The following is a 26,968-nucleotide window of genomic DNA, read 5'->3' on the forward strand; positions in this document are numbered from 1 at the left end:
CACAGCCCGGTAGATTGGAAAGGGTGGACAGTGTGACGCGATCATGTGATCAACTCTCCGATCACTCCTGTGCTGTCTTGAAAGTCGCTTTCCACCGGCACTCCCATGCGATCGACCATGGTTTGCCACACCGACGCTAGCGGAGTGTGATCGGGAAGTTTGAGGTGTGTCTGGTGGCGGACACCCAACCCGCTGCCACCGGAAATCATCGTCGGCAGCGTGTCTTTGCTGTGGCCAATGCCCATCCCACTAGAAAATCCCAGCAGTGTTTGATCCAACAGTGTTTCGTCGCCGTCGCGAATGGATGCCAGGCGATCGAGGAAGTAGGCCCAGTGCCGCATGTAGATGGTGTCGACGCTTGCCAGTTGTTCCAAGTTTTTGGGATCGTTCCCGTGGTGCGTTAATTCGTGATAGCCCTTGGATACACCGAATTCCGGATACACACCGCCGGCCAGTTCGGTGCGGACCACATAGCTGATCACGCGTGTCGAATCGGTTTGGAATGCGAGCGCAATGAGATCGTACATCAGTTTTGCGTAGGTGTCATAAATGAACTTGCCGTTGCCCTCCGGTGTGACGGCTTGTTCGTAATCGCCATAGCCTTTTAAATTGGGAGTCTGCTTGGGGCGATCAGACCATTCGATCTCTGTCCGCAAGGTTTTTTCGACTTCGCGGACGGATTGAAAATACTGGTCCAATTGCTGGCGATCGGCTTGTCCCAGTTTGCTCTGCAGCGACTGCGCGTCGGAAAGAACCGCATCCAAGACGCTGCCACGACGGCGAAATTCGTCGGCCTGTTTGCCACGAAGCTGTTTGTCGGTCGGACGGAACAGGCGGTTAAAAAGTACCTGAGGGTCGTTTTCAGCGGCCAAAGGAATGCCTTGCCGATTCCAGGAAATGGTTGCCAAGGCTTGGCTGCCGAAACCAGTTCCCCGTTTGACGGATAACTGCAATGAGGGGAATCGTGTTCGCGAACCGAATCGTTCGGCCACAATCTGGTCGGGCGAGATCGATTGCTTTTCCCCTCGTGCGATGGAAGTTGCAAATGGATAGGCACCGTTGTGCCCGCCACCGTGCGTCAGCTCTGTGCCCGAAAGGACCGTGAAATGTCCACGGTGTTTTTCAAGGGGGGTTAAAATGCGTGATAGTTTCGCGGCGATGCCAAGCCCATCGGGATAAAACTGACGCATGTTCATGCCAGTACCGAAATAGAACATGCCCATCCGAGGCGTTCGTTCGGGCGGCACCGTTGCGGCGCCGACTCGTGGCAGCATCGCTTCCAGCCAGGGAAGAGCAAGGCAGCCGCCGGAGCCACGCAAAAACGCACGGCGGTGGAGTGGGGTGAATGATTGGATATTCATCGGGTAACAAAGGCCTTGCTGGTAACAATGGATTTGATCAGAGCCCGCAGGGTGTCGCCATTATTCTTCATCTCGGTCACCACCTGTGCCAACATTGCGTCATCGGCCGGAGCGATCGGACGCCCGAAGGTGTAGATGAACGTTTTTTCCGCCAAAGCCCGGCGAAAACGATCCCCTTGCAATAACAACCGATCACGAAATTCTTGAAACGACGAGAATTCTTGTCCGTTGGGCAATCGACCGCTTGGATCGATCGGTGGAAGATTGCGGCCGCGAAAGTTTTCGCCGTCTTGTTGGTCACGCCAAGCACCAATCACGTTGAAGTTTTCCAACGCGAGTCCGTAAGGATCGAGAGACCGGTGACACGAGGCGCAGGCTTCGATTTGCTTGTGCTGCATCAGACGTTCGCGGACCGTCAAATATTGCCCTCGAATGTTCGGTTCCACTTCACCTGCATTCGGTGGCGGCGGGTCAGGGGGATTGTTGAATAAGACTTCACGGACATAGACCGCACGCGAAACAGGTTTGGTGCGAATTCCATCGGATCCTTTTTGATGAACTCCGGCCATGCCCAGCAAACCGCCGCGGGGGGAATGTGGCGGCAAGGAGACTTTTCGAAACTGTTCACCCGATACGTTGGCGATACCATAGTGTTGGGCCAGCCGATCGTTGACGACGACGAAGTCCGAATCAATGAAGTTCAGCACCGAAAGGTCTTCTCGCAGCACATGGCGAAAAAACTCAAGCGGCTCCTGGACCACCGCTTTGGACAGTGGTTCGTCGTAGTCTCGATAAAGATTCCGATCCGGTACAAAACTTAAGAATTCGTCGGTCTGTAACCATTGCCGCGCAAAACTGTTGACGAAGCGATCCGCCTTGGGGTCACCCAACATCCGATCAACTTGTGCGGCGCGGTGGGTGGCATCGGACAGTTGCCCCGCATCGGCTGCACGAAATAGCGACCCGTCCGGCATCGAATTCCACAGCAGGTACGACATTCGTGATGCGATCTGGTGGTCATCGATCGTGTTCGTTTCGACGGAGGTGTCATCGTCCAAAGGCTGGGAGATTTCTGTTAAGTACAAAAAGTTAGGCGACATTAATGTGGCGATCAGGCCGACGCGGATGGCCTGGTGGAACGAGCCGCCATTGTCCAGTTCCACTTGAACCACCCCCAGAATTGAATCGAATTCGCGTTCGCCGACAGGGCGACGCCAGGCTCTTGGCAGTAACCGGCGGAAAATCTGCCGCGCATATGCCATGGGATCGGTCGGATCGTCGCCTTGAAACAACAGGGTCGTATGGCTTTGGGGGGGCCACTGGTCGTACAGCGGGCCTTCGACCTCCAGATAGTCCAAATAGACTTGTTTGAATCGGGTCAGATCCCGTTTCTCTGGATCCGGCGTGGAGCGATCTCCACCCCAACCTTCCGCAATCTTACGACCGGTCAGGCGTAGCGATTCGGTGAAGTTGTCCGTCTTTCCGACCTCATTGATTGCACGCCGGAAATCTTCGCCGGGACGCTGTCCCATATAGAGGTTGGTTCCGTTTAAGATTTCGACACTCAGTTCTTTGCCCAAAGAATCTCGTGGGATGGTCACGCTGTATTCCGCTGGATGATCCCAAGGTGCGGTGACGTCAACCTCCATGATCGTCCGCATTGTGTCGTCGGGATGGCTTTGCGTCAGACGGACCCGTGGCCATTGCCCGTCTTCGTCCGGACGAGCGCCGGCGCGAAGCGTAAAGCGATAGAACCCGTTGACCGGTGCAACGTTCTGATCTTTTCGGCCCGGATATCTCAGCAATCCGAAGGAACGTGTGCGACCCTCGATCAAACGCAAGCCACCGGGGACTGGTTCCATGCCCAGTCGAGAAACGAGGTAACCGATCGCTGTGCTTTCGGCGATGTCTTCGAACTCCATCCGCATGATTTCGGTCGGATACTCGGGCGGACCATCGACGATAGCACGATCAGCAATCCGTCGCGCGACTTCGTAATAGTGCGTCATCAACGAAGGATCCAGCATCAATGCGGAACCAACCTTGTCAAAACCTTCGGCGGTTCCGTCGGGAGGCAGGGCGTCCAGTGGGCTTTCCCCCGTTGGGAACTTCATTGACAACAAATCCGCAACCGTGTTGGTGTATTCGTGCCGATTGAGACGTCGCAGTTGGACTTGAGTATCTGATCGGTGTTCGGCCCGCGTGGCATCGCGCAGACTCTGGGTCACCCAACGCGACGTCTGCGAGATAACATCAACGGGCAGCGGTGTTTCGCCATCCGGTGGCATTTCGCCCCGATTAATTGCATTGCGAATTTCGATCCAGTGCGCAGCGTTCTCACGGTCCACCAGATCGGCATTCAGTTGATCGATGCGCAGGTCGGCTTCGGCCGTATCCGGTCCGTGACACTGTTGGCAATGTGTTTGCAGGGCCAAAAAAATGTCTTGCGGCACGCTGTCGGCAAACAATCTGGGGTGAACCCGATTGCCTGATGAGGCAACGAGGACCAGCAAGATAGACAGAATCCTGGACGGGCAAATCAAAGCGAAATGTTCCAGCGAGTGAAGAATCGGGCGGATCGCTCAAGCGTGGTGCGCGGGATCGACAACGCCTCGGATGGTTTGGCGGGCAAGAGCCAAGTTTACAAGAGCCCGAACGCTGGTGCACGCCAAAGCATTCAACGAACCTGGTGCGTGCCGGTCTGTGTGTCGCGAGCGTCGTCGGAGAAAGATGACTGGCCGGTGAATGAACGATTCCTTGTTCGCCGATACGGATACGACTAGAAATTGGTACCTGCGTGCAATCCAGATCTTCAGGGCCGATGTTATGCTCGATTCACCGTACCGTACCGACCTTGCTCTGATTCATGATGCCGGATTCGGACATTTTGCGGCCGGTGCCGCTCGCATGATGGTGCGGGAACTTCAACGTCGTGGCGTCAAAGATGGAACGGTCATCGATGTCGGGTGCGGCGGAGGGATTGCGTCGAAGATTGTCGACGATCACGGCTATAACGTTTTGGGGATGGATCTATCAGAATCTCATATCCAAATCGCCCGCCGACGTGTACCGGACGGCGAGTTTTCGGTGGGATCATACCTCGATCAAACACTGGCGTCGTCCGTTGCGATCATGGCGATCGGCGAAATTTTCAACTATGGATTTGATCCACGTTGTGATCGGCATACCTTTCGCAAATTCATCGTCGGTGTGTTTCAGGCGTTGAAACCCGGCGGGCTGTTTCTGTTCGACATCGCCGGTCCGGATCGGGCGCCCGATCGACCGACGCAGACTTATCGCGACACTGACGATTGGACTGTTTTGGTCGAAACATCGTCCAACGCCGATCGGTTGACGCGACGGATCGTAACCTTCGTTCGTGAAGGCCGACGTTTCCGGCGTGACGCCGAAACACACCAACTGAAACTCTTTTCACCGACACAGGTGGTCGACGACTTGCGGGAAACAGGTTTTGAGGTGAGTGAACTGGATCGCTATTCCGATGTCGAATTTCCGGTCGGGTTGCACGGATTTCTCGCCGTCAAAGATTGACGGATGAATTTTATCTCAGGTCGGAGACGCTGTTCTTTAACGGTCCGCTAAAGCGACGTCCGCAAGCTGGACGCCAACATGTTGATTTGGGCGACCACCGTGTGGTGGTGCTTTTTCATGCGTTCATGGGCTTGGTAGAGGTTTTGGTGTTTTTGGGATTCCATTTCGTGATTGGCGACACCCGGTGCCGGTGAGTCTGGCTGGTCACGGCATTGGGCGACGACATCGTGTTCGTGTTGCAGGGTTTGGGCTTCGTGCGAATCGAGGGCATCGACGTGCGAAGCCAACGCGGCGGCATGGCTTTCCAATTGTTGCTGTGCTTCGGCCAGCAGACGCTGCACATTTTGATGATCTTCTTTCCATTGTTCGGTGTCTTGCCGCCACATCGCGATGTCGCTTTGCCATTGTCGATGGTCGTGATGCATAGATTCGTCGGTGGCGTGTGTGGATTGACCTGACATCAGAGCACTCCTTGTGGATGGAACCGGAAACAAAGGGAACTGCTTTGCATGAGTCGTGCCAAATGTCTTCTGGTCCAGCTTTTGCAAAAAAGATTTGGAATCGGAGGTCGGAGGAACGTTGGACCTGTGGCCTTTTGTCGTAACCGATCGGTGTGATCGAAAGGTCTTAAGGAGTCGGGTTTTGAATGGTGTGCCTGATGCGGTGTCGTTAATCATCTTGGGCGGGTTTTTGCTGGCCGGCTTTGCCGCCGATGTGCTTGGACGCCGAATCTATGTTCCCCGCGTTACGCTGCTGTTGCTGTTGGGGTTCCTAGCGGGGCCGCAGGTATGGCGACTGGTCCCTGATGAGATATCACAGTGGTTTTCGTTTGCCACCTTGCTGGCTCTCAGCATTCTTGGGTTCCATCTGGGAGAACGTTTTCTGGGCAAGCGACTGCGGACGACAGGGAAAAGTGTTGCTTTTGTATCCCTGGCCGAAGTCACGATGTCGGCGGCGTGCAGCCAATGGGGGATGGAATTGTCCCGTGTGCGATATGGGTCACGCGGGCCCAGAGAGTTTCGCGCATGTTGTGCATATTTGATCAACCATCCGGCACGGCGGAGGGATCAGTCTGTCGGCATAGGAATCGCACCTTGATGCAACCACCAACGGTTGTCCCTGCTAATCAAAGGTGATGTCATGCAAAGTTCCAGTCACAAAACCATTTTACCCGTGGAATCGGACGCGCACTTGGGGGCACGGCGCTTTCGAAATGGTGTGCGACTGCTGCTGGTCCTCAGTCTGATCAGCACCGTGGTGACACTGCTGTTTGCACGCCAGGTTGCCTATCTGGCAGCGATCCCATTGCCCTTTCTGACCGCGATCTTGGCGGGGGCAAACTACTTGGAATTTCGATCCCGGGCTTCGATTCTGCGGGAAGGCGGCGCAGATCATCTACAGAAAACGGAGTTGGACGCTGATCTTGAAACGGCCGGGATCTTGTTCGTGCTAAAGCTGTTAGGGGTCCTTGCAATGGGGACGTTTATCATCGCAGCTGCTTCTTTGGATTGGCAACTGGTGGGTGTCGTTGCGGCGGCGATGCTGCTGTTGATTGTGTTGATCAATCTGCCGTACCTGCCGTTGCTGTTTGACGAAGCTAGGCGTGACGAACTGCGGCGTCTCCGTGCAGCCGGACATGACGTCGACGGTCTGGATGGATGAATGTCGAGTCATGTTTGGATGCCAGAGTTCCGCGGGGCATGCGAACCGAAGTGCAATTCGCGTTGCTGGTCGGTCCGTTATCGCGGCGGCATCCGCGGGGCTGGCACCTAAGCCCGGCAAATCGACGCAGTGTCGGAGCTTTTCCGACTCGGGATGCGAAATGGCCTCGGGTTTGCATCCTCGGAACTGCACTTTTCACCTAAATGGAATGCAAGCCGATGTTCAAACGCATCCTTTTGATCCTGCTCTTTATCGTCGCGGCTTTCGGGGCCTGGTACTTGTGGCAGGAAGAAATCGTCCGTCGGTCTGCAGACGCACTGCCGGAGAAAATTGTTTATGGCAATGGACGCATCGAAGCGGATTTGGTGGACGTGTCGGCCAAGTATGCCGGTCGAGTTTTACGTATCAATGCCCATGAAGGTGATCTGGTTGAACCTGGGCAAATCCTGGCAACGTTGGACGCGGCTGAACTTGAAGCCACGATGGCCAAAGCCAAGGCGCAGCTGGCTGAGGCGATCGAATCACTTTCGGAAACGGAGGCCGAGATCGTCCGCTACGAAGGCGAATTGCGACTGGCGAATCAGAATTTGAGGCGTACCGAACAATTGGTTCGTCGCAACGCCGCGTCACAGGAAGAATTTGATACTCGCAAGACACAACGTGATTCCGCCGAAGCGATCTTGAAGGTGGCGAAAGCTCATAAGCGGACGGCTGAGAGAGCCATTGAGGCCGTCGAAGCTGAGATTCGCCGTATCCAAACTCAGATCGACGACTTCACCCTTCGGTCGACGGTCTCGGGGCGTGTCTTGTACCGACTGGCCGAGGAAGGCGAAGTCGTCGCGGCCGGAGGCAAAGTTTTGACTTTACTTGATTTGAGCGATGTCTACATGGAAATCTTTCTTCCATCGAGTCTGACGACGCAGTTGTCGATTCATGCCGACGCGCGTATCGCATTGGATTTTGCACCCCAGTACACGATTCCCGCCGAAGTGACCTTTGTTTCGCCTGAAGCTCAGTTCACACCCAAGCAGGTCGAGACGATGAAGGAACGTGACAAGTTGATGTTCCGAGTCAAGGTTCAGATTCCTCGCGAGTTGGTCAAGAAACATATCCGACGGGTCAAAACTGGGGTTCGAGGAGTGGCCTACGTTCGGCTGGACGACAGTGTTCAATGGCCGGAATCACTGAACCATCGATTCCCTGAAGCAGTCTTGGCCGATGGCAATGATGAATCGGACAACCAATGACTGTCACTCGTATCGAATCGCTGACCCACCGCTATGGCGACACCGTTGCGGTGGATGACGTGACGTTGGAATTGCCCGGTGGGAAAATGGTCGGCTTGATAGGGCCCGATGGCGTCGGCAAGTCGACGCTGATGGCTTTGATCGCGGGGGCGAAGCGTTTGCAGACCGGCGATGTGGTTGTGATGGGCGGGTCAATGCGTGACCACCAGCATCGACGCAAGGTCTGCCCAAGGATCGCCTATATGCCGCAAGGTCTGGGGAAAAATCTTTACGCCGAACTAAGTGTGACCGAGAACCTGCACTTCTTTGGGCGACTATTCGGCCAGAGTCGTCACGAACGCGACCGGCGCATCGATCGCCTGTTGCGTTCGACGGGACTGCATCCATTTCGAGGTCGACCCGCCGGGAAATTGTCCGGCGGCATGAAGCAAAAGCTCGGCCTGTGTTGCGCTCTGATTCATGACCCCGATCTCTTGATCTTGGACGAACCGACCACGGGGGTGGATCCGTTGTCGCGAGAGCAATTCTGGACTTTGATTGATGAAATTCGTCAACAACGAGACGGAATGAGCGTTTTCGTTTTGACGGCCTATATGGAAGAAGCCGAGCGATTCGATTGGTTGGTGGCAATGAATGCGGGAAAGGTGTTGGCCGAAGGCACGCCTGGTCAGATCAAAGGAGAATCGACAACAACATTGGAAGAAGCCTTTGTCGGATTGTTACCCGAAAGCGAACGCGGTAGCAAAGCCCCATTGTCGATACCGCCGCTGATCAATGACGGTGGCCCGCCGGCGATCGTCGCGCAGGGACTGACGCGTCGTTTTGGCAATTTTACAGCGGTGGATCATGTCAGTTTTGAAATCGCCAAAGGAGAGATCTTCGGGTTCCTGGGGTCCAATGGTTGCGGCAAAACGACCACCATGAAGATGTTGACCGGATTGTTGCCCGTCAGCGATGGGACGGCCAAGTTATTCAACCAGACCGTCGACGCACACAACTTGGACACTCGTCGTCGCGTTGGGTATATGTCGCAATCCTTTTCATTATATGAAGAACTGACCGTACGGCAGAACTTGTTGCTGCACGCGCGATTGTTTTCGATCGAAGATCGTCAATCGCGTGTCAGGGAGTTGGCCGACCGGTTTGGTTTGGTTGAGGAGTTGGACCAGTCCGCCAGTCAATTGCCACTGGGCGTGCGGCAGCGTTTGTCCCTGGCTGTTGCGATTCTGCATCGTCCAGAAATGTTGATTTTGGACGAACCCACATCCGGGGTGGACCCAGTTGCCCGTGACGGTTTCTGGCGATTGCTGGTGGATTTGTCACGCCGGGACAACGTGACCATTTTTATTTCAACGCACTTCATGAATGAGGCGATGCGTTGTGATCGTATTTCGTTGATGCATGCAGGCAAGGTCTTGGCCTGCGACGCGCCCAATCGATTGATCCAAGAGCGAGGTGAATCCACGCTGGATCGAGCGTTTGTCGGATACATTCAAGATGCGATCAAAGATGACCCGTCGTCGGCCACGCCGGATACGCGACCGGTTGGCACACCGCAGACCAACAGCCACGCGACGGAAAAACCAAGCGGGACCGGTGCGTCGCATTCGCAAGATCCGCCGAAACGTTTCAGTCTTCGACGTTTGCTGGCCTATTCGTATCGGGAAACTTTGGAGGTGATGCGAGATCCGATCCGATTGGGATTTGCGCTGGCCGGGTCGGTCATGTTGATGTTGGTGTTGGGGTTTGGGATGACGACGGATGTCGAGGATTTGCGGTTCGCCGTCTTTGACCAAGACCAAACCCCGCAAAGTCGTGAGTGCGTGCGTGGATTCGCCGGGTCGCGATACTTCTTGGAACAGACGCCGATTACATCGCAAGTAGAACTGCAGAGCCGACTTGTTTCGGGGGACGTGTCCCTGGTGCTAGAAATTCCACCCGACTTTGGTAGGCGACTGGTTCGTGGCGATGTTCCCGAAGTGTTTGCTTGGGTTGACGGAGCAATGCCATTTCGAGGGGAAACCATCGCGGGCTACACCGAAGGCGTGCACGTGAATTACATCCAAACGCTGGCGCGAGAAACCTATGGATCCGATTCCGCACTGACGTACGCTGACTTGGAACTGAGGTACCGATATAACCCAAGCTTTGAGAGTATCAATGCGATGGTACCTAGTGTGCCACCGATGTTGTTGATTTTGATACCCGCCATCTTGATGGCGGTCAGTGTTGCGAAGGAGAAAGAACTGGGGTCGGTTACGAACTTTTATGTGACACCGACCACCCGCACCGAGTTTTTGATCGGAAAACAGTTGCCGTATGTCGGCATTGCCATGGTTAACTTTGGGCTGTTGACGTGGATGGGCGTCTATGTTTTCGGCGTTCCCATGAAAGGCGATCTATGGTTTTTGGTATTGGGCGCGCTCTTTTACGTGACGGCAACAACCGGGCTGGGGTTGTTGACCTCGTGTTTCACCGGAAGTCAAGTCGCCGCAGTGTTTGCCACCGCAATTGTGGCCATCATGCCGACGGTGCAGTTTTCAGGCATGATGCAACCAGTTTCGACGCTAAGCGGGACGGCTCAGTGGATCGGATCCGTCTGGCCGACAACCTATTTCATGCGAATGAGTGTGGGAGCGTTCACCAAAGGTCTGGGGGCAACGGACTTGGCGCCTGATCTGTTGGCTCTTGCACTTTTCGCCCCCTTTTATCTGTTGGTTAGTGTGATTTTACTGCGGAAACAAGATCGCTAATGATTCGGCGTTAACCCGGATGTTCTTGCGTTGTGCTGGAATTCGTCGTGCCGCTCGATGACGTTGTTTGGAGAACCTCCTGATGCAAACTGCAAAAAACATCCTGTGGCTGACTCTCAAGGAGTTGCGCAGCGTGCGACACGACAAGATGCTGATCGCATTGTTGGGGTTTGCGTTGACGTTCAGTGTGTATAGCCAAGCCACGGGGATTTCCACCGAAGTCCACCATGCATCCGTTGGCATTGTGGATGAAGACAATACAACGCTGTCGCGACGGATCGCGTCGGCCTTCTATCCGCCCTACTTCAATCAGCCGGTGCTGGTTAGCGCGGATCAAATTGATCCACTGATGAATTCCGGCCAATTGATGTTCGTCATCAATATTCCGAGAGGGTTTGAGGCGGATGTGATCGCCGATCGAAATCCGGAATTGCAAGTCAATATTGATGCAACGGCAGTGCTTCAAGCGAACATCGGCGCCAACTACATTCAAAACATCGTGAACGATGAGATCGATCGTTTTGTGACGGGAAGCGACCAGTCGTCCGCGTCGGTGGTCGATCTGATTGTCCGGCGCGCGTTTAACCCCAATGGAGATACAAGTTGGTTCGCCAGCATGACCGCCATCATCGACCAAATCACGCTGTTGACGATCGTCTTGACCGGGGCCGCTTTGATTCGCGAACGGGAACACGGCACGATCGAACACTTGTTGGTGATGCCATTGACGTCCTTTGACATCGCCGTCTCCAAGGTTTGTGCTAATGGCTCGGTGGTTTTGGTTGCCGTGATGCTTTCGCTGTGGTTGGTCGTCGAGAACCTACTGGGGGTTCCAATCGCGGGATCGCGCTGGTTGTTGTTGGCCGGAATCACTTTGTATTTGTTCTTCGCAACCGCCATGGGCATTTTGCTGGGAACCATGTCGGGGTCGATGGCACAGTTTGCCTTGTTGGTTTTGTTGACGGTGCTGCCGCTACAGATGCTGTCGGGAGCCATCACACCGATCGAAAGCCAACCCGATTGGCTGCAGTCGATCACGTACTTCTTTCCGTCACGACACTTCGTCAGTTTTGCTCAGTCCATTGTCTTTCGCGGCGCCGGGCTGCGCGATGTATGGCACGAGTTCTTTGCCACGGTGTCGCTGGGAATGGTTTGCTTCCTGGCCAGTCTGGCACTCTTTCGACGGTCGATTTCCGTTCGCGGCTAGCGGTATTGTTGCGAACATCGATCGTACGGTTGGCCGATATTTTTGCCTCAACGTTCTAGCCTGTTGTTTGTCGGACGGTGCCGGCACGTGCAAGTCAAGGTGAACACCTGCGGTTCGATTGGCATTCGGATCGATGCGAGGCTTCATGCAGTCCGGTTCTACAACGCGGCTGTTGACGTGTCGGAAACTTGAGGCCTTACCTGCGGTTCGATTGGCGTATCGGACCACCATGAAGATGTTGGACATCGGTGAAGAAATCTTCGCAAAAGCGTCAGGCCGGAACGTCACGCCAAGTCATCTTGTCGAGTGTACTTGCGGTCAAATGTGAACAGACGTTTCGTCGGTTGTGATTTCGGCAGTTGTCGCTGTATTTTGAAGTCGTCAAAGTCTACTTTTCGGTCTAAGTCCCGGTAACTTGAGCGTTCATCGGGGCGCTCTATTCACTTGCGGGCGGGATGTGATGCGAGAGCGTATCGCAATGCTTCCAAAGCGATCCGCATTCTGACTTGCAATTCAGGCGGCAAATTGGTGAACGCGCAAAACAGTCTTGACGATCGGTTCATGGGACTGTCGTCAGGGCTTCGTTCACAGTTCCTACAAGCCAGCAGTCCGCTTTTTGTTATCCGAAACGGACGCGTTTGTTCGGTGAACGAAGCGTTTTGCCAGTGGGTGTCCGGAGATGCGCAAGCGATCTTGGGGCGTCAGACGGAATCATTCGTCGGCCACGCCGATTGGGAAGAGGTCAGGCAGCAACTGGATCAGTTGCTGCGAGGAGATCAATCGTCGTGCCAGTTTGATTGCAGCTTTGACGGGCTGGACGATCGATCGCGGAAAGCATTCGTGACGGCGGTAAAATTGTACGGCGATCACGACGGTGCCGTGCTTTGTGGGGTGGTGGACCTTGATGTCCAACGAAGTTTGGATCGTGAATCCGACCAGATGCCGTGGCAACTATTGAGCTTTGAACGATTGCTTTCCACGCTTTCGGCCAGCTTCATCAATTCGCCCATCGATCAGATCGAGGATCAGATCAACGAGAGTTTGAAATCGCTGGTTCAATTTCTGGGCAACGACCGTTGCACGTTTTTTGAATTTGGCGATGACGACGCACGCATCAATGTGACGCATTCCTATGCGGTGCAAGGTTGCCCGCGGTTTCCGATCGGCACATTCGAAGTGGCTCAGTTGCCGTGGTTTATCAACGAGTTTCGTGAAGGCAATTGTATCTTTGCAAAATCGATTCCAGATGATCTTCCGCCCGAGGCCGAACGAGAAGCCCGTTATTGTCAGGAACACGGGATCCAGTCCAACGTTGCGGTTCCGTTAAGGGCCGGTGGTCAGGTTTTGGGCGGTTTAACGTTCGCCTTCATTGAAAAGCCATGCTCGTGGCCTCGCGAAACGGTCTTGCGTCTTCAGTTGATCGGTGAAGTGTTCGCCGGATCGCTCTTGCGGCGTCGAACCGAAATGTCCTTGCGGGACAAGATTGCAGAGAATGAACAACTGCGGCGTCGGTTGGAGCAGGAAAATCTCTATCTGCGCGAACAAACCGTCTTGCGGCATCACCACGGAAAGATCGTAGGACGCAGCGATGCGATTCTGAAAGTGCTGGCCGATGTGGAAAGGGTCGCGACGTTTGACGCTCCGGTGCTGTTGACCGGGGAAACGGGGACCGGCAAGGAGTTGTTGGCACAGGCGATTCACGAGCTTAGCAGCCGCAGCGGCAGTCCGATGATCGTGGTGAATTGCGCTTCCCTGCCGGCAACGTTGATCGAAAGTGAGTTGTTCGGCCGCGTCGCCGGAGCTTATACGGGTGCCGCGTCAGCCCAGATCGGACGTTTCGAATTAGCCGATGGGTCCACGCTGTTTTTGGATGAGATCGGTGAGTTCCCGTTGGAATTGCAGGCCAAGCTACTGCGGGTCTTGCAGGACGGAAAGTTCGAACGTTTGGGAAGCCCCGATTCGGTTTCCGTGAACGTTCGTATTATCGCCGCGACCAATCGAAACCTTCAGCAGGCGAGTCGAGATGGAAAGTTTCGTACCGACCTTTTCCATCGTTTGAACGTGTTTCCGATTCGAGTGCCGCCGTTGCGTGAGCGGCGCGACGACATCCCGTCATTGGCCTGGTCTTTCGTTGAAACGTTTGGCCGGCGTATGGGCAAGACGATCAAGAGCATCCCGCGGAAGTCGATGCAGAGGTTGCAGCGTCACGATTGGCCCGGCAATGTCCGCGAGTTGAGCAACGCGATTGAGCGGGCGATGATTTTGACTGACGGCGACACGCTAAATCTGGTCATGGATGATTGGGGTGCGGAAAGGCCGTCACGCCGACTTTCGTTGAAGGAGTCGGAGAAGCAACAGATCCTTAATGTCTTGCAGGAAACGGGCTGGCGGATTCGGGGCAATGGAGGTGCGGCCGAACTGTTGGACGTCAAGCCGACGACTTTGGAAGCCCGGATGGCTCGCTTAGGCATTCGTCGGCCAGGGAATCGATCGGACGATTCGTAGTCGCCCGTTCGTTTCGTTCATTCTTTCTTGGCATCGTTGCAATGCCGCCGCCTATTGAGTCTTGGATCGGGCGGTGTGTGGTCGCGTCGGTCGGTGGCCAGACAACGTGCGCTCGGTGGCCAGACAACAGGGGTTGCCAACGGGCGGACGAAGCGGGATGCCTCCAACATTTGGTGGGATCTCCAAGGGTTGTCGTGCCGCGGTGGAGACGTGTCGGAAGGAGGCGATCGACACAAACTGTTTGACTGCCATGGTTTGTGTTTCGAACGATTGACGACGGACTGTGACGGCACGACCTGTGCTGTGGAGGGCCGACCTGCATTCGAATCCGCAAAGTTTGGGTTCACCGCATTTCACCGCGAATGCGAGAGGAAGGTTGGTTCATGTTCCAGGCCGTCTTGCGAGTCGTCGCGCCGCACGAGATGCGTGGAGAGTTCATCGACGTCTTCTGGGGATTGACCGGGCCCACCGCCTGCGTTCGCGGATGTCGGGGGTGTCGCGTGTTCCGCGAGGTCGAGGATGGCGACGCGATCACCTATTGGATGCAGTGGGACAGTCGGGACGCGTTGGATGAACACTTTCGGTCCGAGCGGTTTCGGCGACTGTTGCCGTACATCGAGATGTCAACCGAGCCGCCCGAGGTGGAAGTCACGCGGGTGGAGCGTTTGGGCGGAATTGAAATGGTCCTGACCGCCATCAATTCGCGGCTGAGCTGATGGTTGTGGGAACTGAAACACTTGTCGCTATGAAAGATGCAGTGATGAAGCCGATCCTATTGAAGCTGTTGTTGATGTTGGGTTGCGTCGGGCTTGGTCCGATCGCTTGGTCAGACCCGCCATCCGAAGAGTCCGCGATCCGTCAGATGGTCAAGGCGTATGTGGATGCCTACAACCGACATGATGCGGACGCGGTCGCCCAAATGTGGTCGCCCGAAGCGGTTTATACCAACCCGCACAGCGGCGAACAGTTCGTTGGACGGGACGCAATCCGCGGTGAATTTGCCGCGACGTTTCGTGGTAGTAACGACCTCAAGTTGTCCCTCGTCACCGAGTCGATCGAATTCGTCTCGCCCAACGTGGCGATTGAAAAGGGGGCGGCCACATTATCGCAAAAAGGATCCGTCTCCGAATCGACGCGATATTCGGCTGTCTATGTCAAACGCGACGAGCAGTGGTTGCTGGACCGTGTCACCGAGATTGTGACCGAGCGGCCGAAGCCCAGTTATGAAGGTTTGAAGGAACTGGAATGGCTGATCGGCTCATGGATCGATACTGACGACGATGCCACGGTTGTGACCACGTGCAATTGGACCAAGAACCGAAGTTTTTTGACTCGGATGTTCTCGATCAGTGTCGGCGACAACGTGGACTTTGCCGGAATGCAGATCATCGGATGGGATGCTGCTGAAAAGACCATCCGATCATGGGTGTTCGATTCGGATGGTGGTTTTGGGCAAGGCACGTGGCATCGTCAAGGCGAAGCTTGGCATATCCGTTTGGTCGGCACGTTGCCCGACGGCACCCGTTCATTTTCGACGAACATTATGCGGCGCGTCGATGACGACACGTTCACTTGGCAAGCGGTGGATCGCATGGTCGCGGGCGAACTGTTGCCCAACGTCGATGAGATCGTCGTTAAGCGTCGAGATGAAAGCCAATGAAATTTTTCAACGGTCGAACGTTTGGCATGTCGGTTGGCGCTCAGACGACGCTCCTGAAAGTCTCCGGCTCGCTGAATGAATCCAAGCCGAACCGTTGGATCACCAAGCCGATGTGTGGGGAGAAAATAATGAAATGCAAAATCGTATGGCTGGGCATTTTGTGTGTCAGTCTCTTAACGCCCACCGAAACCCTGGCTCGAGGCGGTCGTGGTGGCGGCATGCGCGGCGGTGCAATGCGAAGCGGTGGGTTCAGTGGTGGCGGATTTAGCGGGGCCCGGCCGTCGATCGGACACGCGCCATCGGTCAGCCGCCCAGCTTCAAGGCCATCGGTCCCCAGTATGTCGCGACCCGGAATTTCGTCGCCCGGGTTTTCATCACCCGGCATCAGCCGTCAGCCCAGCGTTGGCACGCGGCCCAGTGCCGGCGGAGGCTTGTCATCCGGTGCATCGATTGGAAACCGTCCCAGCGCGGGGACTCGTCCGGCCGCGGGAACACGTCCCAGCTTGCCGTCACGTCCCGGTTCACCGTCACGACCAGGAACCGGGGGCGGGACGGGAATCTCCAATCGACCGAGCAATGCCGGCGGCCCTGGTGTTGCGACTCGTCCCAGTGTGGGCGACCTACAAGACTTTTTGGATATCGGTCCGGCGACTGGGGGCGGACGTCCCGATTCGCGGCCTGGAAACCAAGTCGGTGATCGAGCCGGAAACTTGGCCGCTGGGATAGCCGGAGGTGTTGCCGGCGGGGCGGCGGCGGAGTTTTTGCGTGACCGCCCCTCGACCGCTGATCGGCCTGCTTCAGGAGATCGGCCTGCTTCAGGAGATCGGCCTGGTGCAGGAGATCGACCTGGTGCAGGAGATCGACCTGGTGCAGGAGATCGACCTGGTGCAGGAGATCGACCTGGTGCAGGAGACCGACCTGGTGCAGGAGACCGACCCGGGCATGGCAACCGACCCGATCGAATCGCCGACCGAGAGGAACGGCAGCAGAACCGCATGGACCGACGCGATGAGATTCGCGACCAGATCGATGATACGCCGATCCGAGACTTCTGGTCGGACCATCCGCTGTGGGGAACGTGGGCCATCACGCGTCCGTTCCGCTGGGCGGCTTGGGGCGGCGTGTCGACTTGGGTCGACTACGGGTGGACCGAACCGCTGTATTACAACTACGGCGAAAATCTCTACTACGACGACGGTTCGGTCTATTACGAGGGCGAACCGATCGCGACCGAAGCCGAATACGCGGCGCAGGCCGAAGCCATCGCCGCATCGGCTGATCAAGTGCCGGTCGATGACCAGGAGTGGATGCCGCTGGGTGTCTTTGCTTTGGCACCTGACGGCCAAGAATCGGGGCCGGAGCCCACGCTGTTTTTACAGTTGGTCATCAGCAAGCAAGGCGTGATATCCGGGACGCTGAATAACATTGCCACTGGCGTGACCCAAACGATCGAAGGGATGACCGACAAGGAGTCCCAGCGATGTGCTTGGAACGTTGCCGACAAGGCCCGTCCGATCATGGAAACGGGCATCTACAACTTGACGCAAGACACCGCACCGGTGCTGGTTCATTTCGCCGACGAAACGACTCAGCAGTGGTTAATGGTACGACTGGACGATCCGTCTGCGGGGGAACAATGAATTTTCAAGGTTTACGTTGCACGATGTTACATCGATTGATAGGCATTTCCGGAACGGTCGGTCTACTTTTGTTGATCGGTGGTTGCGGTGAAGTCGACGCCCTGCCCGAACCCGTCCGTCCGGTCCGTGCCGCCAAGGTGGGATCCAAGCACGCAATGCCCGGTCGTCAGTTTCCCGGGCGTGCCGAGGCGAAGCAGGACGTGGAAATGTCGTTTCAGGTTTCCGGACTGTTAATGGACTTACCCGTTGATGTGGGGACCGAGGTCAAGCAGGGTGACAACATCGGTGCGTTGGAGCCGCAGGATTTCCAAGCCGCTCTGGCGATGGCCGAAGGCAACTTGGCACGAGAGCGTTCCAACTTATTGGCGATGGAACGCGGGGCGCGACCGGAAGAAATACAAAAGCTGCGAGCCGCATTGGCTGAAGCCGAAGCCCTTCACCGTGAATCAATTTCTGCTCACCAGCGGAACGTCCGGTTGATCAAGGAACAGGCCGCTAGCCAGGAGGATTTCGATCGCAGCTTGGCACGTCAGGAACGCAATGCGGCACAAGTCGCCAGCGTCAAAGAGGAATTGAATATTGGTTTAAAGGGGGCTCGTCCCGAGGACCTGGACGCCAAACGTGCGGAGATTCGTGCGTTGGAAGCCGCCGTTGCCAGTGCCAAAAACCAGCTGAACTACGCAACGTTGAAGGCCCCTTTCAGCGGACGTGTGGCGGCACGTTACGTCGACAATTTTCAAACCGTTCAAGCGAAGCAGCCGGTCGTTCGTTTAGTCGATCTATCCAAAATCGAGATCACGGTGCAGGTTCCCGAGAGCCTGATCACCCTTGTCCCACAGTTGCGAAAAGTGGTTTGTCGTTTCGACGCCTTCGCCGGCAAAGAGTTTGAGTGCGAGGTCACGAAGATTGGCAGCGAAGCGTCACAAGTCACGCGCACCTATCCGGTAACCGTCCAGCTGGATCAACCGGACGATCTTTCGATTCTGCCGGGTATGGCGGCCACCGTTCAAGGTTTGATCGATGTCGACCAAGTCGATGATGGATGGATCGTGCCGGCCAGCGCGGTGTTTGCCTCCGAAGGCAATGATCGGAGTTCCGTTTGGATCGTGGACGAGTCGTCGCAGACCGTTTCGCGTCAGGAGGTCGAGATCTTGCGATTGATGGCCGACGGATTGACGGTCGTGGCCGATGGGATCAACGAAGGCAGTTGGGTGGTCACCGCAGGTGTGCATTCGTTGCGTGAAGGCCAGCAAGTGAAGTTACTGCAGGCGGGAAGCTGAGGACGTCATGAATCTTGCAGCTATCGCAATTGAAAAACGAGCGATCGCCTACTTTGGGGTCGCGCTGGTGGTCATCGGCGGCGTTTTTTGCTTCTTCCAGCTAGGGCAGTTGGAAGACCCCGAATTTTCGGTGAAGACCGCTGTCATCACGACGACCTATCCGGGCGCAAGCGCCGAGCAAGTCGAACTGGAGATCACCGACCGCATCGAAACCAAGCTCCAGGAGATGACGGAGCTGAAGAACGTCTATTCGAACTCTCGACCCGGACTGTCGATCATCAAGGTCGACATCAAAAGCCATTATTGGTCGGAACGTCTGCCGCAAGTCTGGGACATCTTGCGTAAGAAAGTGGCTGACGTGGAACCGACGTTGCCGCCGGGGGCCGGAAAGCCCAAAGTCGGAGACGACTTTGGTTATGTGTTCGGGTTCTTGTTGGCCGTCAGCAGCGACGGATTTAGCTATGCCGAACTGGAACGCTACGTCAAAGACATGCGGAAGGAACTGAGTGTTGTTTCCGGCGTCGCACGCGTGGATTTTTGGGGCGTCCAGGACAAACGCATCTATGTGGACGTTTCGACAACCCAATTGGCGGCGCTGAACATCACGCCCGAACAGCTGATCCGAACGCTGCAATCGGAAAACATGGTGGTCGACGCCGGCAGTGTGAACCACGACAGCAAGCGTTTTCGGGTCACACCAACTGGCGAATTTGCGTCTCCCGAAGACATCGCCGATTTGGCCGTGTCCGGGACTGTGGTCGGACGAGATGAAATCCTTCGCATTCGCGATTTTGCATCGGTGTCGGTGGGATATGTCGATCCGCCGATGCAATTGATGCGTCACAACGGACGTCCCGCCATCGCACTTGCCATTGCGCCTGGTGCCGGCGAGAACGTCGTCCACGTGGGCAATGCGATTGATCACCGCATCAACGAATTGCTGGCGGATTTGCCGGTCGGTATCGATGTTCAGCGGGTGTCGTGGCAGTCGGACCAAGTCAGCGAATCGATTCGCGCCTTCATGATCAGCTTGCTGGAAGCGGTGGCGATCGTGCTGATTTTGTTGGCCGTCACGATGGGCGTTCGGCCGGGCATCATCATTGGGATCAGCGGACTGGTGTTTCCGATTCTTGGTACGTTCATCGTGATGTCAATCATGGGAATCGATCTGCACCGTATCTCACTCGGTGCATTGATCATCGCCATGGGCATGATGGTCGACAACGCGATCGTGGTGACCGATGGAATCATGGTCCGCATCGCCCAGGGACGCGACCGGGTGGAAGCGGCGATCGAGGCGGCAAACGGTCCGGCGCTGCCGCTGTTGGGCGCGACCGTTGTGGCCTGCATGGCGTTTTACCCGATCTTTGCGTCCAGTTACGACACCGGCGAATACGCGGGAAGCCTGTTCACGGTGGTGGCCATTTCCCTGGTGCTTAGTTGGCTGTTCTGTCAAACCGTTGCGCCGCTGTTGTGCATCGCAATGTTGCCGGGCCCCAAAGCGGGACAACCCGGCGGGGATCCGTACCAGGGCAAGTTGTATCGATGGTTTCGCGGCGTGCTTTCGTGGACCATCCGTTATCGGATTCTGTTTCTCAGTGGGATGGTTGGGTTATTACTGGCATCGGTCGTGGGCTTCCGCTGGGTGCCGCAGTTGTATTTCCCCGATTCCAGCCGCTTGCAGGTGATGATCGATTACTGGACGCCCCAGGGGACACGAATCGAAGAAACCAGCGCCGGACTGGAGCGGATCGAAGAGTACCTACAACAGCATGACGCCACCGCATCGGTCAGCACGTTCGTTGGGAAGGGACCGCCGCGGTTCTACTTGCCGGTAAGCGCCGAAGACCCCTACACGTCGTATGGCCAAATCATCATCAACACCAAATCGCTTGACGGAGTGAATCAACTGGTCAGCGATACGGACGCTTGGGTCAAAGCAAACGTCCCCGAAGCGATGGTGCGAGTGCGGAAGTATGCCGTGGGGGCTTTCGATGATTGGAAGATCGAGGCCCGGTTCAGCGGACCGGCTAATGCGGATACGGCAACGTTGCGTCGACTGGCCGAAGCCGGAGCGAACGTTTTGCGCGAGACGCCGTTAGCTAAAGAAATTCGCGTCAATTGGCGACAGCGTGTTTTGGCATTGCAGCCACAATTGAATCAGGAACGAGCGCGATGGGCCGGCGTCTCACGCGAAGAACTGGCACGTGTGTTGAAGCGATCGTCCGATGGTGTGGTGATCGGGCAATATCGTGAAGACGATAACCTGATTCCTATCCTGGCGCGAAACATCCAATCCGAACGTGAATCGTCCGCGAATTCTTTGGATGAACTGCACGTGACGCCACGGTTGTCCACCAAGGCTGTTCCCGTTTCGCAGATCATTGACGGAGTCGGCATGCCGTGGGAAGACCCGATAATCTGGCGTTGGGATCGACGTCGTGCCATCACGGTTCAGTGTTCGCCCAACGGCGTGACGGCACCGACGCTGCGAAATGCGGTGTTGGAAAAATTTAATGCGATCGATCTACCGCCCGGATATCGACTGGATTGGGATGGCGAATACTGGAGCGCCAAACAGTCACAAGAAGCGTTGGTGCCCGGCATTGTCCCAGCGGTGGTCGTGATGCTGTTCATTTTGGTGGCTTTGTTCAACAGTTTTCGGCCGATGTTGATCTGCATCGGTGTGATTCCCTTTGTGATGATCGGGATCACCGGCGGCCTATTAATGACCCAAACGCCGTTCGGGTTTATCGCTTTGCTGGGGGCGATGAGTTTGTCGGGAATGATGATCAAGAATGGGGTTGTTTTGCTGGATGAAGTGAACGCCAACCTCGGCCGCGGCTTGAAGCCCTATAATGCGGTGGTCGAAGCAGCGGTTTCGCGTCTAAGCCCCGTGGTGAATGCCGCGGGGACGACCGTGCTGGGTGTATTGCCAATGCTTCAAGACGTGTTTTGGGTTGCACTGGCGGTGACGATTTTCTTCGGGTTGATCGTCGGAACTTTGCTGACAATGGTCATGGTGCCAACCCTGTATGCGCTTTTCTACCGCATTCCTGCCGAGTCACAGCGTTAAGGGACGGCCGATGGATTCACAGTTGGGACAACTGATTCGCCACACGCGGGTGGACGAAATCGTCGGCGACGTGATCCGGTTGCGTGCCACCGGTGTGGCGCTGGGGGACATGGCGGAAATCCAGAACACCGACGGCAAGACGTCGCTGGCGCGAGTGATCGGATTGGATCGCGATTTGGTCAGTCTGCAGGTCTTCGCCGGCGGCAAAGGCCTGTCGACCGACGCATCGGTTCAGTTTTTGGGTCGACCGCTGGACGTGGTTTATTCGCCAAATATTTTGGGGCGCATTTTTCGCGGTTCCGGCGAACCGATGGACGGCGGTCCCGATCTTTCGGCGGATCCCCACATCCGCGTTGGCGGTCCAACCGTTAATCCGGTGATGCGTGTGATGCCGACGCGGATGATTGAAACTCGCGTCCCGATGATCGACCTGTTCAATAGCTTGGTCGAAAGTCAAAAGATTCCAATCTTTTCGGTCGCCGGCGAACCGCACAGTGAGCTCCTTGCACGAATCGGGTTCCAAGCCGATGCCGACGTTTTGGTATTCGGCGGTCTCGGATTGATTTTCGACGACTACAGTTTTTTTCGGACCAGTTTTGAACAGCACGGCGTCTTTGCCCGCACCGTGATGTTCGTCAATCAGGCATCTGATCCGTTGGTCGAACGTTTGCTGGTCCCCGACATGGCGCTTGCGGTCGCCGAGAAATTCGCGGTGGAAGAAAACAAACGTGTGCTAGTTTTGCTGACCGATATGACCGCTTACGCCGACGCCATGAAGGAGATCGGCGTGGCGCAAGAACGCATTCCAGCGGTCCGCGGCTACATGGGCGATTTGTATACGCAGTTGGCACAACGCTACGAAAAAGCGTGCGATTTTAAAGGGTCCGGTTCGGTCACCATCTTGAGTGTCACGACGATGCCTGGTGACGATGTGACTCACCCGGTTCCCGACAACACGGGCTACATCACCGAAGGCCAATTCTACCTGCACGGTGGAATCATTGATCCCTTTGGTTCGCTATCGCGTCTGAAACAACACGTGATCGGTAAGACCACTCGCGAGGATCATTCGCAAATCATGAACACGATGATCCGCTTTTATTCCGAGGCGGTCGAAGCCCAAAAGAAACAGGCGATGGCTTTTGAGCTGTCGCCATTTGACGAAAAGCTGTTGAAGTACGGTCGTCTGTTCCGCGATCGATTCATGGACATCCGCGTCTCTATGGGCGTAACCGAAGCGTTAGATTTGTGCTGGCAGACGCTTGCCGAGTGCTTTGATCCCCAAGAACTGTTGATGAAACAGCATTTGGTCGACAAGTACTTTCCAAAACCTGCGGATTCGACGACTGCAGCCAAAAAGTAGCATGTCATGGCGAAATTACGGCTCAGCAAAAACAGTCTTCAACAGCAGCAGCAGAACCTGAAGCTGTACCGAAAACTGCTGCCGTCGCTGGATTTGAAACGCAGACAGTTGACCGTCGAGGCGCAGAAAGCAAGGGCGGAACACCAAGCCGCCTTGATGGCCGCTGAAGTCTTGGAAGCCGCCATCGGCGATGAACTTCCCATGCTGGCGGATCCGCAAATCGATCTGTCCGGCTTGGTGACCATGGACGGGTATCAAGTCGGTCAACAGAACGTTGTCGGAACACGATTGCCGGTGCTGCAACATGTCGAGTTTACGGTTTGCGATTACTCGCGTCTGTCGACCCCCGCGTGGGTGGATGTTCTGGTGCAGCGACTAAAGGATGCATCGGAGTCCCGTGTGCGTGCCCGCATCGCTGGTCAGCGGGTCGAGATCTTGAACAAGGCCGTTCGCCGTATCACCCAGCGGGTGAACTTGTTTGAGAAAATATTGATCCCTGAGGCGCAGAAAAATATCCAGCGAATTCGAATCTATCTGGGCGATGCCGAACGGGCCGCGGTCATCACGTCAAAACTGGCGAAGACAAAGCAGCAAACGGCCGGCGGCGGATGGGACACCGGGGAGTGGGGGGCATGAGTATCGTTGCATTGGAGCGAGTCACCTTTGCAGGATTGACCAGTGAAAAGGAACGTTTGCTGGACGATCTGCATCGTTTCGGGTGTCTGGAAATCATTCCTTGCGATCAACCGGGGGCAACTCCGGTGCATGATGGACCATCCGGTCCCGCACGCGACGCGTTGAAGTTCTTGTTGTCATCGCCGCATCGACGTCGTCAGATCCGTGACCCCGAGCGATTCGATGCGGATGCCGTTGAGCGGAAGGCATTGCAGTTGCAATCGCAATTGCAGACGTTGCATGAAGAACTTGACGACTTGATTCAACGGTTGGAATTGGTAAGGCCGTTCGGTAAGTTTCGTTTCGCTTCCATTGAAGAGATGGGCGACCTTCGTTTGTGGTTCTACGTGGTTCCGCACGACCAAATGTCAGGTGTGGAATCGGCTCTGTCGGAATCAACATCGAACAATAACAGTGCCTGGCAAACGGTCAATCGCGATGCGAGGTTTTGTTATGTCGCAGTTGTATCGATCGACGAACCGATCGACATACCGGTTCCCCGTGTTCGAATCGGATCAAGATCGCCCGATGAGCTTGCCAAGCGGCGCGACGACGTCGAATTTGCGATCGAAGATGTTCAGGCTGAACGGATTTCGTTGACGCGATGGTGTCTGTTGTTCGCACGCAGTTTGACCGAATTGGAAGACGCCGCAGCCCGGCGGCAGGCTGCCGGACAGACGCTGGATGCGGATCCTGTTTTTGCACTGCAGGCTTGGGTTCCCAGCGACCGCGTCGACGAGTTGGCGGAATATGCTAAACAAAAAGGAATCTTGTTCGAGCATCGGCCGCCCGTCCAGGGCGAACGTCCGCCCACGCTGATGCGTAACATGTCGCAAACGGAAGCCGGCGAAGACTTGGTTAACTTCTACATGACGCCGGGCTATTGGACATGGGATCCGTCCGGTGTCGTTTTTGTTTCGTTTGCGATTTTCTTCGCAATGATTCTGGCCGATGCCGGTTATGCGTTGTTGCTGGGCGTCGGATTGTTGGCCATCTGGCGTCGACTGGGACGTCCCCCCCAGGGTGACGATGCCTGGATCGCGGCGTCCGACATCGAACAGGGCGAACCGGAATTGCAGCGCTCGATGGGGCAACGTTTCCGGCCGATGTTGCTGTTGATCGTCGTGTTCTCGCTGATCTATGGCGTGTTGGTCGGCAGCTACTTTGGGCTTTCAACGTCACCGGATTCGGTGTTGGGCCGATTCAACGTTTTGGATATGGGTAATTCGCAATTGATGATGGGCGTGTCGGTCTTGGTGGGCGGGGTGCATGTGATTTTGGCCAACCTGATGGATGCGCGGCGTTATGTTGATTGGCGTGACGGTTTGGCTTCCTTGGGTTGGGCCATGGCCGTGGGCGGTGGCCTGATGGCGGGAGCCGGCTATGCGATGCCAAGGCTGGATGTGCTGACGACTGTCGGTGGTGGCTTGGTGGCCGTCGGCTTGTTGGTGGTCGTCGGATTCACGGCTCGGCATGAAAAGCCGGTCAGACGGTTGGTCGGCGGTCTGATCGGGCTGACAAAAATTTCCGCGGCGTTTGGCGATGTGTTGAGCTATCTGCGATTGTTCGCCCTGGGGTTAGCATCAGCATCTTTGGCAACTGCCTTCAATGACATGGCAGCGGGGCTGCACGGCAGTTTTCCACGTCTGGGATTGCTGTTTGCGTTGCTGGTGTTGTTGTTCGGACACGCATTGAATTTGTTGCTGGGCGTTTCCAGCGGAGTCATTCACGGGTTGCGGCTGAATGTCATCGAGTTTTTCAACTGGGGACTCAAAGACGAAGGTCGGCGTTTTACCCCATTTCGACGAAAGGAAGGTTCCCTATGGAATTAGCGATCACCACGTTGGGGTGGATCGGCCTGTACGCTCCGCTGGCCCTTGGTGCCGTGGGCAGCATGCTCGGTTGTTTGCGCGGCGGTATGGCTGCGTGCGGAGCAATGTTGGAGGTGGAAAGCGGCTATGGACGTTTTGTGGGGGTGGCCGCAATGCCATCATCGCAAACGATTTATGGCATCGTCGTGACGATGGCATTGCCAGCGGCGATCGGCGCAGAGAATTCGCCTGGCATCTTCGCGCTGGGCACTTTGTCTGGCGTCGCTTTGATGTTCAGCGCACTGGCACAAGGATCTGCTTGTGCGGCGGCGATCAACGCATCGAAAAGTAAACCCGAGGTCTTTGGGATCTCGTTGGCGCCGGCTGCATTGATCGAAGGCTTTGCCGTGTTTGCTTTTGTGTTTGCCTTGGTCCTGGCCGGTCGTTTACCAGGGTGAAACGTCGGGGATCCCGTTCACTTGTCCGGTTCAAGCACTCCTGCAAGTTGCAAACATGGAAACTAATCATCCAACATCCGATGGCGTTCAGCAGCTGATCGATAAGATTCGCGACCAAGGCGTCCAGGCGGCGCAAGCGGAGGCGGATCGCTTGTTGAACGATGCACGTGCCCAGGCTGCAGCGATCATCGCCAATGCCAAGGCGGAAGCGGAACAGGAAAAGGATAAAGCGAAAGCCGAAATCGATGCGCACCGGTCCGCTTCGCTGGATGCGCTGGACTTGGCTGCCCGGGACGCCGTTTTGGTGTTGAAATCGCGGGTGACCAAGCGGTTTGAAGAATTCCTAAGTCGGATGGTCGTGACAGCCACTTGTGATCACGAATTGGTCCGCAACCTTGTCTTGGTCCTTGCCGGTCATGCCGCCGAGGAACTGATCGAAGACAAAGAGATCCACATCCGGGTGTCCCAGGCTTTGTTGGGCGAAACAACTTTGGAAGACGACGCGCGCGAAGCCATCCTGGCCCTGTCAAGTGACATGCTGCGTGAAGGGATCGAGCTGATGCCGACGCACGAAATCAAGGGCGGCGCGAGGGTGCGTCTGGTTCAGGATCAGCTTGAAATCGATCTATCCGACCGCGCCGTGGCTCGATTGATCGCACAACGAATCGTGCCGCGTTTCCGTGCCATTTTGGAGGGGACCGAGTCCGCGTAGTTTCAT

The 26,968-nt window shown here is 56.0% G+C and carries 21 protein-coding genes; 17 read left to right on the forward strand and 4 right to left on the reverse strand.

All coding sequences use genetic code 11. The features are described 5' to 3' along the window. Positions 1-41: 41 nt before the first annotated feature. Together HFP54_RS03410 and HFP54_RS03415 are read right to left on the reverse strand one after the other, a co-directional pair. Positions 42-1,361: a DUF1552 domain-containing protein gene (locus tag HFP54_RS03410; RefSeq protein ID WP_168564034.1), complete on the reverse strand. Its 1,320-nt coding sequence runs from the start codon at positions 1,359-1,361 to the stop codon at positions 42-44. Next, positions 1,358-3,814: a DUF1592 domain-containing protein gene (locus tag HFP54_RS03415; protein ID WP_315853839.1), complete on the reverse strand. Its 2,457-nt coding sequence runs from the start codon at positions 3,812-3,814 to the stop codon at positions 1,358-1,360. Before HFP54_RS03415 ends, HFP54_RS03410 begins: the two co-directional genes overlap by 4 nt. 373 nt (positions 3,815-4,187) lie before the next feature. On the opposite strand from HFP54_RS03415, the gene HFP54_RS03420 reads away from it, so the two are divergent. Then, entirely contained in the window at positions 4,188-4,913 is a 726-nt protein-coding gene (locus HFP54_RS03420) for a class I SAM-dependent methyltransferase (RefSeq protein WP_168564035.1), read from the forward strand. A gap of 47 nt (positions 4,914-4,960) precedes the next feature. Here the strand turns inward: HFP54_RS03420 and HFP54_RS03425 are convergent, their stop codons facing one another. Then, the gene (locus HFP54_RS03425; RefSeq protein WP_146412534.1) at positions 4,961-5,374 is read right to left on the reverse strand and encodes a hypothetical protein; all 414 of its coding nucleotides are present in this window, start codon (positions 5,372-5,374) and stop codon (positions 4,961-4,963) included. Between the two features lie 181 nt (positions 5,375-5,555). Between HFP54_RS03425 and HFP54_RS03430 the strand changes: the two genes are divergently transcribed. From HFP54_RS03430 to HFP54_RS03465, 8 genes are all read left to right on the forward strand, one after another. Continuing rightward, positions 5,556-6,011 carry a cation:proton antiporter gene (locus HFP54_RS03430; RefSeq protein WP_168564036.1) on the forward strand — a complete coding sequence of 152 codons (456 nt, stop codon included), beginning with the start codon at positions 5,556-5,558 and terminating at the stop codon, positions 6,009-6,011. A gap of 42 nt (positions 6,012-6,053) precedes the next feature. Then, a complete protein-coding gene (locus tag HFP54_RS03435; RefSeq protein WP_235951214.1) occupies positions 6,054-6,575 on the forward strand; it encodes a hypothetical protein in 522 nt (173 codons plus the stop codon). 218 nt (positions 6,576-6,793) lie between these two features. Continuing rightward, on the forward strand, positions 6,794-7,822 hold the full coding sequence (locus HFP54_RS03440; RefSeq protein WP_168564037.1) for an HlyD family secretion protein: 1,029 nt from the start codon (positions 6,794-6,796) through the stop codon (positions 7,820-7,822). Continuing rightward, positions 7,819-10,575, forward strand: a complete 2,757-nt coding sequence (rbbA, locus tag HFP54_RS03445) for a ribosome-associated ATPase/putative transporter RbbA (protein WP_168564038.1) — start codon at positions 7,819-7,821, stop codon at positions 10,573-10,575. Before HFP54_RS03440 ends, rbbA begins: the two co-directional genes overlap by 4 nt. Before the next feature lie 82 nt (positions 10,576-10,657). Continuing rightward, positions 10,658-11,782 carry an ABC transporter permease gene (locus HFP54_RS03450; RefSeq protein WP_168564039.1) on the forward strand — a complete coding sequence of 375 codons (1,125 nt, stop codon included), beginning with the start codon at positions 10,658-10,660 and terminating at the stop codon, positions 11,780-11,782. A 561-nt stretch (positions 11,783-12,343) separates the two neighbouring features. Then, positions 12,344-14,287 carry a sigma 54-interacting transcriptional regulator gene (locus HFP54_RS03455; protein WP_206036000.1) on the forward strand — a complete coding sequence of 648 codons (1,944 nt, stop codon included), beginning with the start codon at positions 12,344-12,346 and terminating at the stop codon, positions 14,285-14,287. 383 nt (positions 14,288-14,670) lie between these two features. Further along, the gene (locus HFP54_RS03460) at positions 14,671-15,003 is read left to right on the forward strand and encodes a putative quinol monooxygenase (RefSeq protein ID WP_146412547.1); all 333 of its coding nucleotides are present in this window, start codon (positions 14,671-14,673) and stop codon (positions 15,001-15,003) included. A 29-nt stretch (positions 15,004-15,032) separates the two neighbouring features. Beyond that, positions 15,033-15,947, forward strand: coding sequence for a YybH family protein (locus tag HFP54_RS03465; RefSeq protein WP_235951215.1), 915 nt, complete (start codon positions 15,033-15,035; stop codon positions 15,945-15,947). Positions 15,948-16,338: 391 nt separating this feature from the next. Here the strand turns inward: HFP54_RS03465 and HFP54_RS03470 are convergent, their stop codons facing one another. Beyond that, the gene (locus HFP54_RS03470) at positions 16,339-16,524 is read right to left on the reverse strand and encodes a hypothetical protein (protein WP_168564041.1); all 186 of its coding nucleotides are present in this window, start codon (positions 16,522-16,524) and stop codon (positions 16,339-16,341) included. A 418-nt stretch (positions 16,525-16,942) separates the two neighbouring features. On the opposite strand from HFP54_RS03470, the gene HFP54_RS03475 reads away from it, so the two are divergent. From HFP54_RS03475 to HFP54_RS03510, 8 genes are read left to right on the forward strand one after another with little or no spacing between them, the layout of a single operon-like run. Next, on the forward strand, positions 16,943-17,587 hold the full coding sequence (locus tag HFP54_RS03475; protein ID WP_168564042.1) for a hypothetical protein: 645 nt from the start codon (positions 16,943-16,945) through the stop codon (positions 17,585-17,587). A gap of 23 nt (positions 17,588-17,610) precedes the next feature. Then, positions 17,611-18,867, forward strand: a complete 1,257-nt coding sequence (locus tag HFP54_RS03480) for an efflux RND transporter periplasmic adaptor subunit (RefSeq protein WP_168564043.1) — start codon at positions 17,611-17,613, stop codon at positions 18,865-18,867. A gap of 7 nt (positions 18,868-18,874) precedes the next feature. Next, a complete protein-coding gene (locus tag HFP54_RS03485) occupies positions 18,875-21,943 on the forward strand; it encodes an efflux RND transporter permease subunit (RefSeq protein ID WP_168564044.1) in 3,069 nt (1,022 codons plus the stop codon). Between the two features lie 10 nt (positions 21,944-21,953). Next, positions 21,954-23,306 carry a V-type ATP synthase subunit B gene (locus tag HFP54_RS03490; protein ID WP_168564045.1) on the forward strand — a complete coding sequence of 451 codons (1,353 nt, stop codon included), beginning with the start codon at positions 21,954-21,956 and terminating at the stop codon, positions 23,304-23,306. A gap of 6 nt (positions 23,307-23,312) precedes the next feature. Continuing rightward, positions 23,313-23,942 (forward strand): V-type ATP synthase subunit D, encoded by a 630-nt coding sequence (locus HFP54_RS03495; protein ID WP_146412557.1) that lies wholly within the window; start codon positions 23,313-23,315, stop codon positions 23,940-23,942. After that, positions 23,939-25,813: a V-type ATP synthase subunit I gene (locus tag HFP54_RS03500; RefSeq protein ID WP_168564046.1), complete on the forward strand. Its 1,875-nt coding sequence runs from the start codon at positions 23,939-23,941 to the stop codon at positions 25,811-25,813. Before HFP54_RS03495 ends, HFP54_RS03500 begins: the two co-directional genes overlap by 4 nt. Further along, positions 25,804-26,250: an ATP synthase subunit C gene (locus HFP54_RS03505; RefSeq protein ID WP_146412561.1), complete on the forward strand. Its 447-nt coding sequence runs from the start codon at positions 25,804-25,806 to the stop codon at positions 26,248-26,250. The genes HFP54_RS03500 and HFP54_RS03505 overlap by 10 nt, the downstream gene beginning before the upstream one ends. 55 nt (positions 26,251-26,305) lie before the next feature. After that, entirely contained in the window at positions 26,306-26,962 is a 657-nt protein-coding gene (locus HFP54_RS03510) for a hypothetical protein (RefSeq protein WP_168564047.1), read from the forward strand. The last annotated feature ends 6 nt before the right edge of the window (positions 26,963-26,968 follow it).

The organism is Crateriforma spongiae, assembly GCF_012290005.1.
GTDB classification, from domain to species: domain Bacteria; phylum Planctomycetota; class Planctomycetia; order Pirellulales; family Pirellulaceae; genus Crateriforma; species Crateriforma spongiae.

Bases quoted from the DNA above. Each gene is read 5' to 3' on its own strand.
- rbbA (WP_168564038.1), top strand. From the start codon at position 7,819: ATGACTGTCACTCGTATCGAATCGCTGACCCACCGCTATGGCGACACC.
- HFP54_RS03500 (WP_168564046.1), top strand. From the start codon at position 23,939: ATGAGTATCGTTGCATTGGAGCGAGTCACCTTTGCAGGATTGACCAGT.
- HFP54_RS03490 (WP_168564045.1), top strand. From the start codon at position 21,954: ATGGATTCACAGTTGGGACAACTGATTCGCCACACGCGGGTGGACGAA.
- HFP54_RS03510 (WP_168564047.1), top strand. From the start codon at position 26,306: ATGGAAACTAATCATCCAACATCCGATGGCGTTCAGCAGCTGATCGAT.
- HFP54_RS03465 (WP_235951215.1), top strand. From the start codon at position 15,033: ATGAAAGATGCAGTGATGAAGCCGATCCTATTGAAGCTGTTGTTGATG.
- HFP54_RS03435 (WP_235951214.1), top strand. From the start codon at position 6,054: ATGCAAAGTTCCAGTCACAAAACCATTTTACCCGTGGAATCGGACGCG.
- HFP54_RS03440 (WP_168564037.1), top strand. From the start codon at position 6,794: ATGTTCAAACGCATCCTTTTGATCCTGCTCTTTATCGTCGCGGCTTTC.
- HFP54_RS03425 (WP_146412534.1), bottom strand. From the start codon at position 5,374: ATGTCAGGTCAATCCACACACGCCACCGACGAATCTATGCATCACGAC.
- HFP54_RS03485 (WP_168564044.1), top strand. From the start codon at position 18,875: ATGAATCTTGCAGCTATCGCAATTGAAAAACGAGCGATCGCCTACTTT.
- HFP54_RS03505 (WP_146412561.1), top strand. From the start codon at position 25,804: ATGGAATTAGCGATCACCACGTTGGGGTGGATCGGCCTGTACGCTCCG.
- HFP54_RS03455 (WP_206036000.1), top strand. From the start codon at position 12,344: ATGGGACTGTCGTCAGGGCTTCGTTCACAGTTCCTACAAGCCAGCAGT.
- HFP54_RS03460 (WP_146412547.1), top strand. From the start codon at position 14,671: ATGTTCCAGGCCGTCTTGCGAGTCGTCGCGCCGCACGAGATGCGTGGA.
- HFP54_RS03480 (WP_168564043.1), top strand. From the start codon at position 17,611: ATGTTACATCGATTGATAGGCATTTCCGGAACGGTCGGTCTACTTTTG.
- HFP54_RS03450 (WP_168564039.1), top strand. From the start codon at position 10,658: ATGCAAACTGCAAAAAACATCCTGTGGCTGACTCTCAAGGAGTTGCGC.
- HFP54_RS03420 (WP_168564035.1), top strand. From the start codon at position 4,188: ATGCTCGATTCACCGTACCGTACCGACCTTGCTCTGATTCATGATGCC.
- HFP54_RS03410 (WP_168564034.1), bottom strand. From the start codon at position 1,361: ATGAATATCCAATCATTCACCCCACTCCACCGCCGTGCGTTTTTGCGT.
- HFP54_RS03495 (WP_146412557.1), top strand. From the start codon at position 23,313: ATGGCGAAATTACGGCTCAGCAAAAACAGTCTTCAACAGCAGCAGCAG.
- HFP54_RS03475 (WP_168564042.1), top strand. From the start codon at position 16,943: ATGGACCGACGCGATGAGATTCGCGACCAGATCGATGATACGCCGATC.